This window comes from Buttiauxella ferragutiae (assembly GCF_022637515.1).
Classification (GTDB): Bacteria; Pseudomonadota; Gammaproteobacteria; order Enterobacterales; family Enterobacteriaceae; genus Buttiauxella; species Buttiauxella ferragutiae.
In genome coordinates this window covers 960,015-979,161 of sequence record NZ_CP093332.1, presented here as the reverse complement: position 1 = coordinate 979,161, position 19,147 = coordinate 960,015, and the positions used below count along the sequence as shown (strand labels likewise).

Annotated in this window: 13 protein-coding genes and 3 tRNA genes; 6 read left to right on the top strand and 10 right to left on the bottom strand. The window is 50.9% G+C overall.

The window, feature by feature from the left end:
* Positions 1-53 precede the first annotated feature (53 nt).
* The 4 genes from rlmM to MNO13_RS04410 all read right to left on the bottom strand — a co-directional run bounded on the left by rlmM (position 54) and on the right by MNO13_RS04410 (position 3,125).
* Positions 54-1,154, bottom strand: a complete 1,101-nt coding sequence (gene rlmM / locus MNO13_RS04425) for a 23S rRNA (cytidine(2498)-2'-O)-methyltransferase RlmM (RefSeq protein WP_064543835.1) — start codon at positions 1,152-1,154, stop codon at positions 54-56.
* Positions 1,147-1,542 (bottom strand): DUF423 domain-containing protein, encoded by a 396-nt coding sequence (locus tag MNO13_RS04420; RefSeq protein ID WP_064543833.1) that lies wholly within the window; start codon positions 1,540-1,542, stop codon positions 1,147-1,149. Before MNO13_RS04420 ends, rlmM begins: the two co-directional genes overlap by 8 nt.
* Positions 1,543-1,591: 49 nt before the next feature.
* Positions 1,592-2,509, bottom strand: a complete 918-nt coding sequence (gcvA, locus tag MNO13_RS04415) for a glycine cleavage system transcriptional regulator GcvA (protein WP_064543831.1) — start codon at positions 2,507-2,509, stop codon at positions 1,592-1,594.
* Positions 2,510-2,897: 388 nt separating this feature from the next.
* Positions 2,898-3,125 (bottom strand): YgdI/YgdR family lipoprotein, encoded by a 228-nt coding sequence (locus tag MNO13_RS04410; protein WP_064543829.1) that lies wholly within the window; start codon positions 3,123-3,125, stop codon positions 2,898-2,900.
* Positions 3,126-3,319: 194 nt separating this feature from the next.
* On the opposite strand from MNO13_RS04410, the gene csdA reads away from it, so the two are divergent.
* The gene (csdA, locus tag MNO13_RS04405; protein ID WP_241939578.1) at positions 3,320-4,525 is read left to right on the top strand and encodes a cysteine desulfurase CsdA; all 1,206 of its coding nucleotides are present in this window, start codon (positions 3,320-3,322) and stop codon (positions 4,523-4,525) included.
* Positions 4,526-4,966, top strand: a complete 441-nt coding sequence (csdE, locus tag MNO13_RS04400) for a cysteine desulfurase sulfur acceptor subunit CsdE (RefSeq protein WP_241939577.1) — start codon at positions 4,526-4,528, stop codon at positions 4,964-4,966.
* Here csdE and tcdA read toward each other — a convergent pair.
* A complete protein-coding gene (tcdA, locus tag MNO13_RS04395) occupies positions 4,957-5,766 on the bottom strand; it encodes a tRNA cyclic N6-threonylcarbamoyladenosine(37) synthase TcdA (protein ID WP_064543823.1) in 810 nt (269 codons plus the stop codon). The two genes, csdE and tcdA, sit on opposite strands and share 10 nt — an antisense overlap.
* An 83-nt stretch (positions 5,767-5,849) precedes the next feature.
* Positions 5,850-6,950, bottom strand: coding sequence for a murein transglycosylase A (gene mltA / locus MNO13_RS04390; RefSeq protein ID WP_064543821.1), 1,101 nt, complete (start codon positions 6,948-6,950; stop codon positions 5,850-5,852).
* A 208-nt stretch (positions 6,951-7,158) separates the two neighbouring features.
* Here mltA and MNO13_RS04385 point away from each other — a divergent pair.
* The 3 genes from MNO13_RS04385 (at position 7,159) to MNO13_RS04375 (ending at position 7,513) form a co-directional block, all read left to right on the top strand.
* Positions 7,159-7,235, top strand: a tRNA-Met gene (locus tag MNO13_RS04385).
* Positions 7,236-7,297: 62 nt separating this feature from the next.
* Positions 7,298-7,374 (top strand) — tRNA-Met (locus tag MNO13_RS04380).
* 62 nt (positions 7,375-7,436) lie between these two features.
* Positions 7,437-7,513 (top strand) — tRNA-Met (locus tag MNO13_RS04375).
* A 120-nt stretch (positions 7,514-7,633) separates the two neighbouring features.
* On the opposite strand, the gene amiC is transcribed toward MNO13_RS04375, so the two are convergent.
* Positions 7,634-8,890 (bottom strand): N-acetylmuramoyl-L-alanine amidase AmiC, encoded by a 1,257-nt coding sequence (amiC, locus tag MNO13_RS04370; RefSeq protein WP_064543819.1) that lies wholly within the window; start codon positions 8,888-8,890, stop codon positions 7,634-7,636.
* Between the two features lie 234 nt (positions 8,891-9,124).
* On the opposite strand from amiC, the gene argA reads away from it, so the two are divergent.
* On the top strand, positions 9,125-10,456 hold the full coding sequence (gene argA / locus MNO13_RS04365; protein ID WP_064543818.1) for an amino-acid N-acetyltransferase: 1,332 nt from the start codon (positions 9,125-9,127) through the stop codon (positions 10,454-10,456).
* Between the two features lie 155 nt (positions 10,457-10,611).
* Here argA and recD read toward each other — a convergent pair whose 3' ends face one another.
* The 3 genes from recD to ptrA all read right to left on the bottom strand — a co-directional run bounded on the left by recD (position 10,612) and on the right by ptrA (position 19,057).
* Positions 10,612-12,447 carry an exodeoxyribonuclease V subunit alpha gene (gene recD / locus MNO13_RS04360; RefSeq protein WP_241939576.1) on the bottom strand — a complete coding sequence of 612 codons (1,836 nt, stop codon included), beginning with the start codon at positions 12,445-12,447 and terminating at the stop codon, positions 10,612-10,614.
* Entirely contained in the window at positions 12,444-16,004 is a 3,561-nt protein-coding gene (recB, locus tag MNO13_RS04355; protein ID WP_241939575.1) for an exodeoxyribonuclease V subunit beta, read from the bottom strand. The genes recD and recB overlap by 4 nt, the downstream gene beginning before the upstream one ends.
* Before the next feature lie 167 nt (positions 16,005-16,171).
* Positions 16,172-19,057, bottom strand: coding sequence for a pitrilysin (gene ptrA, locus MNO13_RS04350; protein WP_064543812.1), 2,886 nt, complete (start codon positions 19,055-19,057; stop codon positions 16,172-16,174).
* Positions 19,058-19,147: the final 90 nt, after the last annotated feature.

Below are 19,147 nucleotides of genomic sequence, written 5' to 3'. Positions count from 1 at the left end.
GTCTGGTTTTCCCCCTCTCCCTGAGGGAGAGGGCCGGGGTGAGGGTGATTAAATTAACGCTCGTCGCGACGGCCGCCCACTGCAGCCCACATACGGCGCACGTGTACAGTCACCTCTTCACGGTCATGGTACAACTGGCGTGCCTGAATCTCGGCGCTGATACCATGTTCTGCCAGTTTTTCATGAATCAACGCCAGGTTTTGCGACACTTCTTCATAGCGCTTCTTCATTGGCAACTTGAGGTTGAAAATGGTTTCGCGACACCAGCCATTCACTAACCACGTCGCCATCAGACTCGCCACTTTCGCCGGTTTCTCAACCATGTCGCAAACCATCCAGGAAATGTTGTTGCGGGTTGGCTTATATTTAAAACCATCTTCCTGCAACCAGGTCACTTGCCCGGTGTCCATCAGGCTTTGCGCCATTGGGCCGTTATCGACGGAACAAACCCACATGTTGCGTTGCGTTAATTGGTAAGTCCAACCGCCAGGACAGGCTCCAAGGTCAACGGCGTGCATCCCGTTTGCCAGACGCTCGTCCCACTCATCAGCAGGAATGAAAGTATGGAAAGCTTCTTCCAGTTTCAGCGTTGAACGGCTTGGTGCCTCGGAAGGCAATTTCAGACGCTGGATGCCCATATAGAAAGGCGAGTTGTTCGTGGTATACGAATAGCCGGTGTAGCAGCAACCCGGTGCAATAAAGAACACATGCACTACCGGGCGTTTTGGCGTTTCGTAATTGGTCAGAATACCGGCTTCGCGCAGGCTGGTACGCAATGGCACCGTCAGCTTACGGCAGAACTTCATCAGTTCTTTGCTTTCGTTGGTATCGGCCACTTCCACGCGTAGATCGCCGCCTTTCTCGACCATACCCGTCAACATGCCGGTGATCGGTGTAATGCGATCGTCGGTTGGAAGATCTTTAAGCAGTTCACTGGCAACGAACATTTGACGGGCAAAGATCAAATCCCTGAACGGCAATTCACGCGCCAGTTTGTCAGCATCATCTTGCTGATAACATTCGTAAACCACATAACCGCTGTTTTCTTTTACACGTGCAAAACCGTACACGCCACGCTGGTTGGCTTTATCGGTAATCTCTGCCGCACACTCTTTCTCAAAACCTTGTCGGCAGTACAAAATAACTTTATTCATGGCTTGCGCCCCTACGTTTCAGGCGCATTGCACCAATCAACATCAAGATCCAACCGGCGAGAAAACTCATCCCACCGACGGGAGTAACAAACGCCCACAGGCGTAAGTGAGACAGCGCCAGGCAATAAAGACTGCCGCTGAATAGAACAGTACCGAGCGCCATAAATACGCTGCTCCAGTAAAACCAAATGCTGATCCGGCGCTGCATGGCAACGGCCAGACCAAAAATCGCTAATGTATGAAATGCTTGATATTCGAGACCGGTTTGAATCCACCCCATCTCGACAACACCAAGCGTTTTGCTTAATACATGTGCCCCAAAGGCGCCGAGGGCGACAAAGATAAAACCGCTAATCGCAGTAAAAATCAGCATGAATCGGCTGGTCATGGTGTAACCCTAAAGTAAGGCGTAGTGGCATGCCTACGCACTGGTTTGCTTATTGATCGTAGCGAAAACGGAATTTTTCTTGTTCGCTCGCGGTTTTCGCCAGAATCCACTGCCTGAAGGCCGCTATTTTACCCAGTTCTGCCTGGCTGTCATGACAAACAAGATAAAAGGCATTTTTACTCACCAGAACATCATTGAATGGGCAAACCAAACGACCCGCTTCAATTTCCGATTGCGCCATCACATTATTTGCCAAAGCAATGCCTTGCCCGTGAATCGCAGCCTGCAGCACCATCGCGCTGTGGCTAAATATCGGACCTTGCTGCACATTGATATGGCTTACCCCCAATTGGCGGGTGTAGGTCTGCCAGTCACGACGAGACGCATCATGCAGCAAAGTATGATGGGCTAAATCTTCTGGGGTTTTGATCGGCTTGTCGCCCGTTAACAGCATGGGTGAACAAACCGGTAGCAGATACTCTGCGTACAGTTTTTCCACACGCAAGCCCGGCCAGTTGCCGCGTCCGTAAAAAATCGCGACGTCGACATCATCTGAAAGTTTATCTTCCTGACGGTCAACCGCCTGTATACGAACGTCGATTCCCGGATAAGCTGTATTAAAGCTAGTGAGGCGTGGCACTAACCAATGAATGGCAAAACTTGGCAACAGACTGACCGTTAACGCCCCCTTGGCGCTACGAGCCTGCAGCTTACGAGTGGCCTCGGTTAACTGTGAGAATATCTCTTTGATGTCCAGATAGTAACTCTGCCCTTCTTCCGTCAGCAGCAACGAGCGGTTGCGACGACGAAACAATTTTAGGCCCAGAAAATCCTCCAGGGACTTTATCTGGTGGCTCACGGCGGCCTGAGTCACGAATAATTCTTCGGCCGCTTTAGTAAAACTCAGGTGACGAGCTGCAGCATCAAAGACACGTAAGGCATTTAAAGGTGGCAAACGCTTGGACATAGTTGATTGGCTTAAATGTTAAAGTCTATTAACAAACAGGTGAAGTTAATTAACCTATTAGTTTTTTTTATCTGAGCCATTATAAATTGTCCGTTGAGGATGCACCAGCAAATACCTATAGTGGCGTCACTTCCTGAGCCGGAACGAAAAGTTATCTGGAATGCGTGTTTCGGAGGGCTTTTGGCTTACGGTTGTGATGTTGTGTTGTTGTGTTTGCAATTGGTCTGGCATTCCAGACCCCGGTAGCTTCGCTACCCCTTTTTCACTTCCTGTACATTTACCCTGTCTGTCCATAGTGATTAATGTAGCACCGCTAATTGCGGTGCTTTTTTTTGCCTGTAGTTTGAGTAATCTGTAGTTTGAACAACCTGAAGTTTGAGCAAAAAGATTACTGTTCCAACTCAACCATCTCTTTGACGTCAGTACGGTTAATCTGCTGTTTGTTCCCATTAGCATCTTTGTACTGAATCATCCCTGTCTCGTCATCGGTGTGAGGTTTGCCATCAGCGACGATGCTTCGACCATCATTGGTGTGCATCACGTAGTTCGGGCTTGAACATGCTGAAAGAGCAAGAACCATTAGACCTGCTGATACTGCTGCGGCTGCCTTGTTCATATTCTTCTCCTTAGTAGCGATTAATGCTGATTAACTCTTAAAAATAACCAGGGTGAAAGATTCACCTAACATTATTCAGCATAACCCTCTTTCACGAGCTTGCCTGGCTAAGCAGACTATTCCGAAGGTCATTGATCCCTTGTGCGATTAAGACAAATGCGCCACGATCGTCTCATAGTGATACGAGGAAAATCATGAAAACATTCAATCCCGCCAGTTTTCGCAGCCAGTTTCCGGCGCTGGCTGATGCTGGTGTCTATCTCGATAGTGCCGCAACCACCCTTAAACCTCGCGCCGTCATTGAAGCGACTCAGCAGTTTTATAGCCTGAGCGCCGGTAATGTTCATCGTAGCCAATTTGCCGAAGCACAACGCCTTACTGAGCGTTATGAAGCCGCTCGTGCTAGCGTCGCTGCGCTGCTCAACGCACCTTCGGGCAAAGACATCGTCTGGACACGTGGCACTACCGAAGCGATTAACATGGTCGCTCAATGCTACGCACGCCCTCGCCTGCAAACTGGCGACGAAATTATTGTTAGCGAAGCCGAGCACCACGCCAACTTTGTGCCGTGGTTAATGGTTGCAGAACAAACTGGCGCGAAGATTATCAAGCTACCGCTTGGCAAAGATTACCTCGCCGATTTAAGCAAATTGCCCGCGTTACTTAACGCACGAACCAAAATCCTCGCGTTGGGGCAAATGTCTAACGTCACCGGCGGCTGCCCGGATCTGGCCAAAGCGATTACGCTTGCCCATGAAGCAGGCGCTGCTGTCATGGTTGACGGCGCACAAGGTGTGGTGCATTGCCCACCGGATGTACAAGCGTTAGATATCGATTTTTACGCTTTCTCCGCCCACAAACTGTATGGCCCAACCGGCATCGGTGCGCTCTATGGAAAAACTGCGCTGCTCGAAGAGATGTCTCCGTGGCTAGGCGGCGGGAAAATGATTACGCATGTCTCATTTGAAGGCTTTAAAACGCAGCCTGTGCCATATCGTTTTGAAGCGGGTACGCCAAACGTTGCGGGAGTTATTGGCCTGAGTGCAGCACTTGAGTGGCTCGAAAGCGTTGATTTAACCGAAGCTGAAACATATAGCCGTGGGCTGGCGACGCTTGCCGAAGCAGAACTGGCAAAGCGACCGGGTTTTCGCAGCTTCCGCTGCCAGGACTCGAGCCTGTTAGCATTTGATTTTGAAGGTGTTCACCACAACGACATGGTTACACTGTTGGCTGAATCGGGCATTTCACTGCGTGCTGGCCAGCATTGTGCTCAGCCTTTGCTTGCCGCATTGGGTGTTGCTGGCACCTTGCGTGCTTCTTTTGCCCCCTACAATACTCAGGCTGATGTCGATGCGCTGGTCAAAGCCATCGACAACGCGCTGGAAATTTTGGTGGATTAAATGACAAGTGGATTTTTAGCCGGTCACCCTTTTGGCACATCGATCACCGCTGACAGTTTACGAGTCACTTTTGCTCCGTTGCAGCAGTGGGAAGATAAATATCGCCAGCTGATACTGCTCGGGAAACAACTTCCGGCACTTCCCGCAGACCTCAAACGCGATGAGATAGAAATTGCAGGCTGTGAAAACCGAGTCTGGTTGGGTCACAGCCTGCAGGCAAATGGCACGCTGCATTTCTATGGGGATAGTGAGGGGCGAATTGTTCGCGGTTTGTTGGCGGTGTTACTCACAGCAATCGAGGGGAAAACGGCTGAACAGTTGCTGAATGACGATCCGCTCGCCCTGTTCGATGATTTAGGGCTGCGCAATCAGCTAAGCGCCTCGCGCAGCAGCGGGCTTGCGGCATTAGCGCAAGCCGTTCGTACCGCGGTTCAGCCCTGATTCCGCGCCGCTTTTGCCATCATTTTCTTTAAAACATGGGACACCGCCACAAAACCAAAGCTGGCGGTGACCATCGTTGCCGCACCAAAACCGGATGCACAGTCCATACGTTTCGGGCCATCGGCGGTACTTTTCATTGCACACACTGAACCATCAGCCTGCGGATAAACCAGCGCTTCGGTGGAAAACACGCAATCAATACCGAGCTTTCCTTTACTGTTCTTCACCACGCCAAAATCACTTTTTAGTCTTTCGCGCAGTTTTGCTGCCAGCGGATCCTGAATAGTCTTCGCCAGATCGACCACTTGAATCTGCGTAGGATCGATTTGCCCGCCTGCTCCACCGGTTGTAACCAGCGGGATCTTATTGCGTCGACAGTAAGCGATCAGAGCCGCTTTAGGGCGCACGCTATCAATAGCGTCAATAACGTAGCTAAAACCTTGATTAAGCAGCTGCGCGGTATTTTCCGCAGTAATAAAGTCATCCACTACCGTGACGCGGCATTCCGGGTTAATTTCACGAATACGCGCCGCCATCACTTCGGTCTTGGCCTGCCCGACGTTATCGCGCAATGCGTGAATCTGGCGGTTGGTGTTGGTCACGCAAACATCATCCATATCGATAAGCGTAATCGCACCGATACCGGTACGTGCCAGTGCTTCTGCCGCCCAGGAGCCGACGCCACCAATGCCAATCACGCAAACATGCGCATCCGCAAACAGTTGTAGGGCATTGCGGCCATACAAACGAGCAGTACCACCAAAGCGTTGCAGCCAGGCATCAGTCAACACTACAGACATTACGTTATCCTCGGAAAAATCTTTGCGGGTGTTCTTGCGGGTAAAGACGACGGGCTGATTATACAGCCCGTCAGGGGGAAAATTTAACCGGTAAATACGCTGTTGGTAGTACCTGGTGCGTTTTTCAGTACCCAAACGCGACCATAATGGTTGTACCAACCTGCTCGGTGACCGGCATCCGCGCCAATCCCCTGGTAGATATCAAAGTGCTGGCCTTTAATCGCACCACCAACATCCAGTGCTACCATCACGCGTAATTCATATTGCCCGCTGAATTTACCGTTGTTATCCAGTAACGGGACTTCTGCCAGAATCGTGGTGCCTGCTGGAATGATCGAGCGGTCCGATGCGACAGAGGCACGGCCAATTAACGGTACGGCACTCGCCCCTTTCACTGGCGCGAAGCTTGCAGGTTTAAAGAAGACAAAAGATGGGTTCTGCTCAAGCAGTTCCTGTACTTCGGCCTGGCTATGAGTTTCACCCCAGTGACGAATGGCTTGCATCGACATATCTTCTTTCTTTACTTCACCGCGGTCGATAAGCACCTTACCGATACTGCGATAAGCGTGGCCATTCTTGCCTGAGTAACCAAAGAAGGTTAATGGCTGGCCATCGCCAAAATCGATATAGCCACTGCCCTGCACATCCATAATGAAGTTATCCATTAAGGAGTTGCTGTAAGCAATAATGTAGCTGTCGCTCAGGGCACCACTGTAGATTTCGGCACGGGAAGGTAAACGTCCGCGTTTTGGTGGCATGCGGTAAATCGGATACTGGAACTCACCCTGACGGGTGTAACGCGCCTGCACGACTGGTGTGTAATAGCCGGTGAATTGCACGTTGCCGTAGTTGTCAGCACCTTCCATCTGCCAGGCGTCAATCCCGTACTGGCTCAACTTACTGGTATCGCCACCGGCCTGCAGCCACTGCTGAACCGCGCCGTAAACATCGCTCTTGCTATTATAGAGGCGAGGAGAGGCAGAACGAATCTGGTTAACTTGCTCAGCAAAGTCGCCACCGTTAATGGGCGCCCCTACCGCATCCGGGCGATTGACCAGGGAAAATGGCTGGGTGAACTTCCCGTCCTTATATTGCTGACCTTTATCTGTCGGTTTCGAGGAACAGCCAGCCAGAATGGCAACCATTACCCCAGTTACAATGTACTTCGTCCAACGTCCTATCATTACTTCCTCGCCCTGTTTATGCCGCATTACGCCACGGGAAGATAGCAAACACACCGCAAGATTTAAACGAGTTGCGCCTCGCACAGCCCAGATGTGTTCGTTATTTGTACTTAAATTAAATTATTATCAGTTAGATGAGACAAATCGGGTATTTTTTAAAAAAAGGGTTGCATCAAAAGCCGAGCAGAGTATAGTGCGCTTCCACGGACGCGGGGTGGAGCAGCCTGGTAGCTCGTCGGGCTCATAACCCGAAGGTCGTCAGTTCAAATCTGGCCCCCGCAACCAATTAAAAAGTCGCTGAGTTTAGCGCGGTGGTGAAAATCATTAGCAGTAAATAGTTATACGGACGCGGGGTGGAGCAGCCTGGTAGCTCGTCGGGCTCATAACCCGAAGGTCGTCAGTTCAAATCTGGCCCCCGCAACCAACTAAGACGCTGAAGTTTAGCGCAATGATGAAAATCATTTGGGTACTAAAGAAGTTTACGGACGCGGGGTGGAGCAGCCTGGTAGCTCGTCGGGCTCATAACCCGAAGGTCGTCAGTTCAAATCTGGCCCCCGCAACCAACATTTAAACACCTTAACGGGTGTTTTTTTGTATCTGAAATCCGGGTTATTTGATGTCCACCCTACGAAATGCAGTTGTAGGTCGGATAAGCGCAAGCGTCATCCGACAATAAATTGGCTCTAGCCACGCCGTGCTAATCGCGAACTATCCGCAAAGTACGCCCTAATCCCTGCCAGAATTGACTCCGCAACTTCCTGCTGGAAAGTTGCAGTACGCAGTTTGCGCTCTTCCTCAACGTTACTCAGAAATGCGGTTTCCACCAGAATCGATGGAATATCCGGTGCTTTCAGCACGGCAAAGCCAGCCTGATCAACACTGTTTTTATGCAGCTTGTTCACTCGACCCAATCGGGTTAGAACTTCTTTGCCGAATTTAAGGCTATCGTTGATGGTCAACGACTGCACCATATCGAACATCGTGTGGTCGAGATACCTGTCACCACTCTTACTCACCCCACCGATCAAGTCGGCAGCGTTCTGTGTTTGAGCAAGGAATTTTGCCGCAGTACTGGTGGCACCTTTGGTTGAAAGTGCAAAGACCGAGGAGCCGCGTGCCGCGCCTGAAGTAAACGCATCCGCATGAATAGAAACAAATAAATCAGCACGTTGCTTCTGCGCTTTCGCCACCCTGACTTTTAACGGGATAAACACATCCTCGTTACGCGTCATATAGGCTTTCATGTTCGCTTCTTTATCAATAAGCGCTTTCAGGCGACGAGCGATTTGCAGCACAATGTCTTTTTCGCGCGTCTTATTTGGCCCGATGGCACCGGGATCTTCCCCGCCGTGCCCAGGATCGAGCATGATCACAATTGGCCTGTCGCGCCCGGCTTTACCCGGCTTCGGCCCTTGTTCAGGTGACGGTGGCGCATCTTTGTCCAGTTTGCCGTTGTTGTAATCTTCCAGCAGGGCTAACAGCGGATCTTGCTCGCTGTTCATATTGGCCGGATAGAGATCCATCACCAGGCGTTCTTTAAATTCTGCTACCGGTGCCAGGGCGAAAAGATGCGGCGTGACGTTCTGCTTGAGCTCAAAAACCATGCGCACAGTTTGCGGATCAAACTGCCCGACACGCGCTGATTTGATAAAAGGATCGTCGCCACGAATTTGGCCGCCAATACCTTTCAATACTGAATTTAAATTCACACCTTCAATGTCCACCACCACCCGATCGGGGTTGCTCAGTGCGAACTGCTTATACTTAAGCTCTTTGTTCGATTCCAGTGTGACACGAGTGTAAGACGATGCCGGCCAGACACGCACCGCCACGACCAGGCTCGAGGCTGCAAAGCCAACCTGGCTGACACTCAGTAGCCACATAGCGCCTGCGCCCTGCAATAAGCGGCGACGACTAATTAAAGAACGGGAATCAGACATAGCTCTCCTGAGCGGTGTTTTTCCGTGAACCAAATAACGACATTTATTTTTTGAGCCGAAAACTTTAGCGAAACATCCCCATACTGTCACTCATAAAAGGGTAAACATTCGCAATCAAGCCCCTGACAAGCCAGATGCAGAAATTTCTGCTTTGCGGTAAATCCTGCTTGCACCTGAAGCAATAAAAGAATAAAAATACAGAAATTACGAATAATCATGCAGCGAGGGCTTGCCGTGGTGAAGGAACGTAGAACCGAACTGGTACAGGGATTCCGCCATTCTGTTCCCTATATAAATGCCCATCGGGGAAAAACGTTTGTCATTATGCTTGGCGGCGAAGCCATTGAACACGAGAACTTTTCCAGTATCGTCAATGATATTGGGCTGTTACACAGCCTGGGAATTCGTCTGGTGGTGGTGTATGGCGCGCGCCCGCAAATAGATGCCAATCTGGCTTCGCATAATCATGAACCTATCTATCACAAACATACGCGTGTCACTGATGCAAAAACCCTTGAGCTGGTAAAACAGGCAGCAGGATTATTGCAACTGGATATCACAGCACGTTTGTCCATGAGCCTTGGCAACACACCGTTGCAAGGGGCGCATATCAACGTCGTCAGCGGCAACTTTATTATCGCGCAACCGTTGGGCGTGGATGATGGCGTGGATTATTGCCACAGTGGCCGTGTTCGTCGTATCGACGAAGAAGCCATCCACCGTCAGCTTGATAACGGCGCAATCGTACTAATGGGCCCGGTCGCGGTTTCCGTCACGGGCGAAAGCTTCAACCTCACTTCAGAAGAGATTGCCACGCAACTTGCAGTCAAACTGAAAGCCGAAAAAATGATTGGCTTCTGCTCTTCTCAGGGCGTTATCGATGACAACGGCAATATCGTTTCAGAACTGTTCCCTAACGATGCACAAAAACGCATTGAAGAGCTTGAAGTAGCCGGGGACTATCACTCTGGCACCGTGCGTTTTCTGCGTGGTGCAGTGAAAGCCTGTCGCAGCGGCGTGCGTCGCAGTCATTTAATCAGCTATCAAGAAGATGGTGCGCTGTTGCAGGAACTGTTCTCCCGCGATGGTATTGGTACGCAGATTGTGATGGAGAGTGCGGAGCAAATTCGTCGTGCCACCATCAACGATATCGGCGGTATTCTGGAGCTGATTCGTCCGCTGGAACAGCAAGGGATTCTGGTGCGCCGCTCGCGTGAGCAGCTGGAAATGGAGATCGACAAGTTCACCATTATTCAGCGCGACAACCTGACCATCGCTTGTGCTGCACTCTATCCGTTCCAGGAAGAGGGCATTGGTGAAATGGCCTGCGTTGCAGTTCATCCTGATTATCGCAGTTCATCACGCGGTGAAGTTTTGTTGCAGCGTATTGCTACGCAAGCCCGTCAAATGGGGCTGAGCAAACTGTTCGTGCTGACAACCCGGAGCATTCACTGGTTCCAGGAACGGGGCTTTATGCCGGTTGATGTTGAACTGCTGCCAGAAAGCAAAAAAGAGATGTACAACTACCAGCGCCGCTCGAAAGTGTTGATGGCTGATTTAGCTTAGGTTGATGACAAACCTTATTCTTTCGCAAAGCGAACATATATCACCAAATAAAAAACAAGGAAAATCAATTTATTGATTTTCGGCTAATAACCACAAAGAAGGAAAAACCACGTTTTTTCCTTCTTTGTCAGCACCCTAAGCTAGCCCTGAAAAGGCTAGCTAAAACTGTCCATCAATCCACTACGACGTTCCGTCTTCGTTACAATCGCTTTTTCTAACACCCGATCATCGGCGTACAAAGACAATTGATTGCGAGCACGAGTGATTGCGGTGTAGACCAGCTCACGCGTCACCACTGCGGTGTATTGATTTGGCAAAACCAGTGCGGCGTGCTCGAATTCCGACCCTTGAGATTTATGCACCGTCATGGCGAATGCGGTTTCATGGCCAGGCAGACGGCTCGGCTGCACAGATTTGATGTTGCCATCCGGCATCGGGAACCAGACGCGCAGCCCCTCCCCCATGTCCAGAGCAATACCAATATCGCCGTTGAATAACCCCAACGAACTGTCGTTACGGGAAATCATAATTGGCCTGCCGTTATACCAGCGCGATACCGTCGGGTTTGGCCGCTCAATCAATCGTTTTTGAATCAGTGCCAGTTCGATACGGTTATTCAGGCCACTAACGCCAAACGGCCCCTCCCGCAACGCACACAGCAACTGATAACGGCCAAAGGCGTCAAGAATCACCGCGGGATCTGCATGGCTACGCATCAACTCAAGATAGGGCCGATAACCTTCCACCGTGTCGGCAATCATCCGCGCATAATCTTCAGTCTCACGGAGCGGCTGTTTCGAAATATCACCAAAACCTTTTGAGAAGACCTCTCTGGCCTGCTTCACATCGCTGGCGTTAACGGCAAACGCCAGTTGCCCAATGCCGGACTTGCTATCAAAGCGGTAGCTTTTTTGCAGCAAACAAAGCCCATCACGCAATACGCTCGCCTGGCTGCCCTCACCCGCAGGCAGTGAATAGCCCGTCAGGTGGCTTAACTCAGTGGCTCTCTCCGGTGAATATCCGTGCGTGACGAAGTGGCATATATCTCCAAGCACCGCACCCGCTTCTACTGAAGCCAGTTGGTCACGGTCGCCGAGGAAAATCACGCGCGCATGGGCAGGCATTGCGTTGATCAATTTCGCCATCATCGGCAAGTCGACCATCGAAGCTTCATCAACCACCAGCACATCAAGATGCAGAGGATTCCCGGCATGGTAACGCAAGCGTTGGCTGTTGGGTTGCGCTCCCAGTAAGCGGTGCAACGTACATGCGTCGTTCGGTAATACCGCTTTCTGCGCGTCATCCAGTGGCAAGCGGCGCAAGGCCGAACCCAGCGATTCCGTCAGCCGCGCCGCAGCTTTCCCGGTGGGTGCCGCAAGTTGGATACGCAAAGGTTTGTCATCCGAAAGCTGCACCAGGGCGGCGAGCAATTTGGCAACTGTAGTGGTTTTGCCGGTTCCCGGCCCACCAGAAATCACAGAAATGCGCCGCGTCAGGGCGACAGCTGCCGCCACCTTTTGCCAGTCGATATCAGCCATCGGTTCAAACAGTTGATTCAGAACGTGGATGACCTGTGTTCCGTCGAGAGTAATAGCACGATTTTCCTCACCAAAAAATCGTGCTACCGACAGTTCGTTTTGCCACATCCGATTGAGGTACAGCCGCTCACCAATCAGCTTCAGCGGCGTAGCACCTTCATGCTCACTCACTGCTTCAGAAGCAAGCAGCGCCTCGCGCCAGCCGGACTTTAGTGCAGCCAGGGAAAACAGTTGCTCTGCAAAATCGGGTTGTCGCCCGGCAAAACAGAACTCGGGCGTTAAACGAGAAAGAGGAATGCAGACATGACCTTCACCGGCATCATGGCTGACTAACGCGGCGGCCAGCATCACGGCGGGTTGCTCGTCACCGGCAATTATCATGGCAAACTGCGCATCGAGTGCGCGCAACAGCTTTTGCTCGACAGCCTGCTGTAACAGCTCAGACATTTTCATGGCGTCACCTCGTCCGTTTGTGCCGCGACATCCGTTTTCATTGCAAAGAGTGCGTCCATTTTCACAATCAATTGTTCATCAGGGCGCGTGGCAAAAATCCCCTGCGACGAGCCGTGGCTTTCAACACCGCGCAAGAAAAGATAAATGACTCCCCCGAAATGAGTCTGGTAGTCATAATCAGCAATGCGGTGGCGCAAATAACGGTGCAGCGCCAGGGTATACAACTGATATTGCAGATCATAGCGATGAGATTGCATTGCCGAAGCCATAGCTTCCTGAGTGTAAGCACTGCTGTCTTCGCCTAACCAGTTCGATTTATAATCCAGCAGGTAATAGCGCCCTTGCCAGCGGAACACCAGGTCGATAAACCCTTTCAGCATGCCACGCACTTGCCTGAAGTTTAACGGTGGGCAACCTGACGATAACGGATCATATTCACGCACCAGGGTATCCAGTTGCGTAGCCTGTAAATCACTCTCAATCGGCAGATAAAATTCCAGTTCGACCTGTTTCTCTCGTGGCGCTAATTGGTTGAGAGACACGCCCGTTTCATTCAACGGAGCCTGTAAAATTGTGCTTAACCAGTCGGTTAACACCGGCTGCCACTTCTCGCTAAAACCTTGTTCGTCTAACTGCTTAGCCATCCACGGTTCATCAAGTGGCTGAGTAAAATCAATGCCTTCGAATAAGCTATGCAGGAATGTGCCAGGTCCGGCCCCGCGAGGGAAGGTGTGTGGAGTGAGTAATGACTCACTTTGTACCGGCGCAGCCCCTGCAGCATCGACATCCAGGCGTGGCAATAAATCCTGTGCCAGGCTACTGCCATGCTGTTGCAAACCGGAATAACTGGTCACACGCCAGTTATCCGCCACCTGTCTTTTCATCATTCGGGCGCTAAGTTGCGGAAGTTCAGCACTCACGGGTTGCCATGGCGTGAAATCCTCAGACCCTGGTTCTTCAATGCTAATCGACTCGCTCGCCAGTTCCTGCAAACAAGCCTGAAGACCCGCAGCATCTTTCGCTTCACCTTTTTGCAGAAGATAACCTAATGCCCCAAGATGCAGGTCACTGGCTCCTTTTTTGGCGCGATTCCCTTTAAACAACGGGGCAACACCGAGACTGCAATGCCAGATAGAGCGAGTCATAGCCACATACAACAGACGTAAATCTTCTGCCAGGCGCTCTTCTTCAGCGAGACTCAGGCTTTCAGCATCGTCGCTTAAATCCAGCAACGGCGCGAATGTAGAACGGTCGTGATACAAACCGCTGTTCTGCGCACGATAGTTGGCGATAAACGGTAACCAGACCAGCGGGTATTCCAGCCCTTTCGATTTGTGAATGGTGACGACTTGTACCAAATGGCGGTCGCTTTCAAGACGTAATTGCTGGCTGAAGGCGTTGCTATCAGGTTCGGCAACTTGCTGCGCCAACCAACGGACCAGAGCATGTTCGCTGTCAGTCTGTGAGGCTTCTTCTTGTAGCAATTCGCTGATATGCAGAATATCGGTCAGACGGCGCTCGCCACCTGGCGTTGCCAGTAAGTTTTCGGCAATTTGGCGGCGGGCGATGAGCGCACGTAACATGGGCATGACGCCCCGACGCAACCAAATATGTCGATACTCTGAAAACTCCTCGACCAGTTGATCCCAGGCGTTTTCATCTTCGTTAAGCGCTTCAATCATTCGGGCATCAAGGCCAAACATGCTGGTCGCAACTGCACTGCGCAGTGCGGTTTCCATTTCTGGAGCCAGCACCGCCTGCAAAATCCACAAAATTTCACGCGCTTCCGGTGTTGCGAATACCGAGTCGCGGTTTGAAAGATAGACGGACGGAATGTTCAGGCTCGCCAGGGCTTCGCGCACAATAGACGCCTCGCCACGGCTTCGAACCAGAATAGTAATATCCGATGACCGTACCGGTCGAGATTCTTCCCCCTTCCACAGCAACGCTTCGCCGCGCTGCCCGGCGCTTAACCAATCCCGTATCTGCTGCGCGCACTGCATCGCCATGGTTTGTTGGTAATCACTCACTCCGCAGCCATCGCCCGATTGCGCCCAGAACGACATCGCCGCCTGATTTTTACCTTTGAGGGTAAAACGCAGACCGCTATTTTTGGCTGCGGCTTTCACCGCTAAGAAAGGAATTTGCTGGAATAAGAAGGGATTATCCAATTGCTGAAACAGGGTATTCACACTGCTTATCATCCCTGGAGATGAGCGCCAGTTGGTGTCGAGCGTGTAGTGGGCACTTACCTCATGACGCGCTTTCATATAGGTAAAAATGTCCGCGCCACGGAATGCATATATCGCCTGTTTTGGGTCGCCAATAAGCAATAGCGCGGTGTCCGGCTGATTGATATACAAACGCCTGAAGATGCGATATTGCTGCGGGTCAGTATCCTGGAATTCATCAATCATCGCCGCCGGGAAGCGCCCGCGAATAGCAGCAGCTAGCGCATCGCCACCGGGTTTATGCAATGCCTCATCAAGGCGAGTCAGCATATCGTCGAATCCCAGCTCCCCTCGACGGCGTTTTTCCTGCTGAACCGTATAACGGATTTCCGCCATCGCGCGGGCAATGACTAAATCACGCAGCGTCAGCGGTTCGCCTAATAACGAGTTAATTGCTCTGAAAACCGGATGCTGTGGCGGCTGACCTTCTTTTGTTTTCTCATCCAACATCGATTGAGAGAATCGTTCGAGTTGCTCGGGCAATTTATAGGTCGTGGTTTCTGTTTGCGCCCAGGTGCCAACAATATTCAACCAGTTAGGTAAGTTTTTACTGCTGTAGCTACGGCGATCAATTTTCGCTTCACTGAGAATCTGCACGATGTCGTCAGCACTTGCACGCCATTGTGCTTTTACATCCTCAATCGCAGTGATGATCTTTTGGTGACGCGCCAGCAGCGTTTCATCATCGGCAGGCGGTTGCTTCAGTACCGGCTGCTCACCTTGCAACCAGCTATTTATATCCCGGAGCAACTCTTCAGGCCCCGCCCATTCCTCAGCCATCACCTGCGCTACCGGCTTTGGCAGTGGATAACAATGGCGACGCCAGAAATCAGCACATGCATGGCGGCGCAACAGCGATTCATCTTCAATAAGCTGTTGCTCGAACAACATGCCTGATTCAAAGGCATTCAGGCTGAGCATCCTTTGGCAAAAACCATGGATGGTAAAGATGGCGGCTTCGTCCATTTGCTGTTCAGCAAGACGCAAAATTTGCGCAGCCTGGTGAAGATCGGGGATCTCCGTCAGCAAGCTTTGGAACAGGGGATTTTCAGTGCGGTTGCGCACGCAGGCGATACGTAATTCATGAATATTGGCACGAATACGGCCACGGAGTTCTTCGGTCGCAGCCTGAGTAAACGTTACGACCAATAATTCTTCGACGGAGAGTGGACGAGGATGGGCATTTTGCCCACCCAGGCCAAGTAACAGGCGCAAATACAGCGCTGCAATGGTGAATGTTTTTCCGGTACCGGCAGAGGCTTCAATCAGCCTCTCCCCCGTCAAAGGTAAACTCAGGGGATTAAGAGGCTGCGTGGTTCCGGTCATTATTTACCCTTTGTCTTTCAAATTGCAGGTGTGTTGGCTGCTATACCCGTTAGCATTCGATCTGCTGGTAGGCGGCAAGGGAGCAAATCCCCGGGAGCTTACTTAAGTAAGCGACTGGGGTTTGTGAGTGCAGCCAACACCCTGCAGCTTGAAGGATGACGGGTATATCACTTAGATTCTACGAGCGGCAACGACTGTTGCAACCCGCTGACCTCCTTCCAGGTTTTCCATCCTTCCGGAGCGGCGTACTCTGCCTTGCCATTGTTGCTGCCAGAAATTTGCGACAAAATTGCCATTCCTTGCGGCTCAATCACGGCCTGGTGGAAGAAATCAGCCAGTTTCTGCGGAGTCAGCTTTTTAATTTCGGCGACTACTTTATCACGCGAATCAAAGTCCAGGTTTCCGCGATCGAAATCTTTGCTCAGTTGCGAAGCTTCCTGAGACAAGGTTTGCGGTGCCTGCATAATTTCACTGATCATGCCCTGCTGAATTTGCGCAAAATCCTCAGGACTCATGCTACGCAGCTTTTGCTCGGCTGTTGGGTAAAACGCCTTAAAACGTTGGTACAGATATGCAGGTTGTTTGTCGTTACTTTGCAGCAAGAAACCAACCCCCCATTGACGCCCAACCGACATCGGGAAGGCGAACACTGCGTAACCCAACTGCTCCTGAGTGCGTAACTGGTTGTAGAACCACGGCTGAATAATTTGCCCTAACATTGAGCTGTAAGCGGTACTTACGGTTTCATCATAACCTTTCGGCACGTAAATCGCCGCCAGCGCTGAATCCGTGCTGCTACCCGCCTTTTCGAACATCGCTAAATGTTGTTTATCCACCAGCACGTCCTTATTGCGGCACCATTCATTTCCTTTGGTGGCAAGCTGGCTTTGTACGTTATGCGCCAGCTCTTTTGCCTGCTCAGGAGACATGTTACCCAGCACTAAAAACTCAGGTTTCGCATTGGTTTTTAAGGCGTCACGGTAATCAAGCACATCTTTCAAGGTCAGCTCTGGCAACAGCGCACGGCGAACTTCACGTTGGAAATAAGGCACCTGCGACACCATTTGCACCGGCATAATAGCCTGATCGTAAGCTTTGCCTTTGTCTGCCGAATCCATCATTTGGGTATACCACGACTTCGCCTGATCCAGTTGTTCCTGGGTCGGTGTATAGGAGAAGTAACCCTTTAACAGCGCTTCAAAAAGCTGCGGTAAACGTTGGGTGTAGCCATTGGCATTCACCATCAAACCACTGTTAGCGTTGGTTGAGAAACCAATGCCCCCCACCGCAGCCTGGTTGCTTAACTGATCCAGGGCAATTCCCGCCAGATAGTCATTCAGGGCAAATAGCACCTGATTTTTCGCGCTGTCCATGGCCTGTGGATTACGCAGCACCATCGTCACATTAGCTTTAGGCTCGCTGGCAAAATAGTGGCTTGGCATATACAGCACGCGTAAACCAGGCTCTTTCACCAACAGCTCTGGGTGAGCGTAGGTTTTTTCTGGTTTAACCAACGTAAAATCGTCCGGTATGTACGGGTTCAACTGAGGCAATTCCAGCTTAATTGCCGCGGTTTTTTGCTGCCAGTCGCTGAATACTTGTGGGGTAATTTTATCGACCTGATAAGGCGCTTCAACAAAATAAGCGGTTTTGTTATGTGGCTCTTTCGGGCTGATATACCAGATGCGCGCATTCTGTGGCGTCATCATATCCAGCCGAGCCTTGATGGCTGCCGGGTCGTATTGATCGGCAATATTTACGGCATCCAGCGTATGTTCAACCGGAACGCGCAGCATGGTGTCAGCTAACCATTCCACGTAATCCATATCGCGGCTAATTGACGGATAACGGAAGTCGAGATCCAACACATGGGAAAGCTCATCGAAATAGCTTTTATCGACACCATTTTCACGCAATTGATTTAAATAGCTGAAAATAGCCGCCACAACTTCATCACGTTGGGCAAGACCTTTATCCGTCAATGACACGGAAATGGCGAACACGCCGCTATTGCCGTTAACTATAGGATCGGAGTCGGCACGAATACTGTCTGCAAGACCTTGCTTTTGCAGCCAATCAGAGAGGGTGTTGTTGCTACGGACGCCAATCAAATAGCCAATCAATTCATCGGTTTTGCTGCGGAATTTATCGCTATTGTTGTCGATTCGGAATTCAACTCGTACCACTTTGCGCGGCAATGCCGGCACGTAGTGAATCACTATGCCTTTTTGTGCGTCTGTCACGACGGGCACGTCAATGCTCGGCCGTTCGATATTTTTATTCGGCACCCGTCCATAGGTTTCCACAGCAATCTTTGCCAATTCAGGCAATGGCTTATTGCTGTAAATAACCGCTTTCATCAGGTTTGCGGAATAATATTTATCACGGAAAGCCACCAGCGCATCCAGCAACTTGCTGCCAGGTTTGTCGCGCAGAGTTTCCAGATTACCACCGGAAAAACGTGAGCCAGGGTGGGCAGGGTTAATGGTTTCGGCACTGACTTGCGCCATGCGCATACCGTCACGAGCACGGGCTAAAGTCAGCTCGGCATTGACCGCATTGCGTTCACGTTCAGCATATTCTGGGGCGAGGTTTGGCTCAGCGATAGCATCAGACAAACGATCGACCGCCCCTTCTAGCGCATCGTTTTCCACTTCAAGGTAAAACGCGGTGCGGTAAGTTGCGGTGCTGGCGTTATGGCTGCCACCATGCTTTTTGAGAAACTCTGACAGGCTATCCGGCTCGGGATACTTTTTAGAGCCCATCAGCGTCATATGTTCAAGATAGTGAGCCAGGCCAAGATGGTCGTCGGGATCTTCTAAGGATCCAACCGGAACCACTAACGCAGACAATGATTTAACGGCTTGCGGATCGGATACCAGCAGAACCGTCATACCGTTATCAAGACGTACAGCCTGATATTGACGAGTGTCTTTCTCACTTTTACGGATAGTTTCCTGGATGGGTTGCCAACCCGTGTCTGCCTGACTTAATGGTGCCCAAAGAGCGACTAACAAGAAAAGCGGTTTTAACCAGGTGCTACATCTAGGCATTCACGAACCTCATAATCACGAAACTTCCTATACCCGTCATACTTCACATGCTATGTATGCCTGTGATCTACAGTACAAAAGGTATAACTC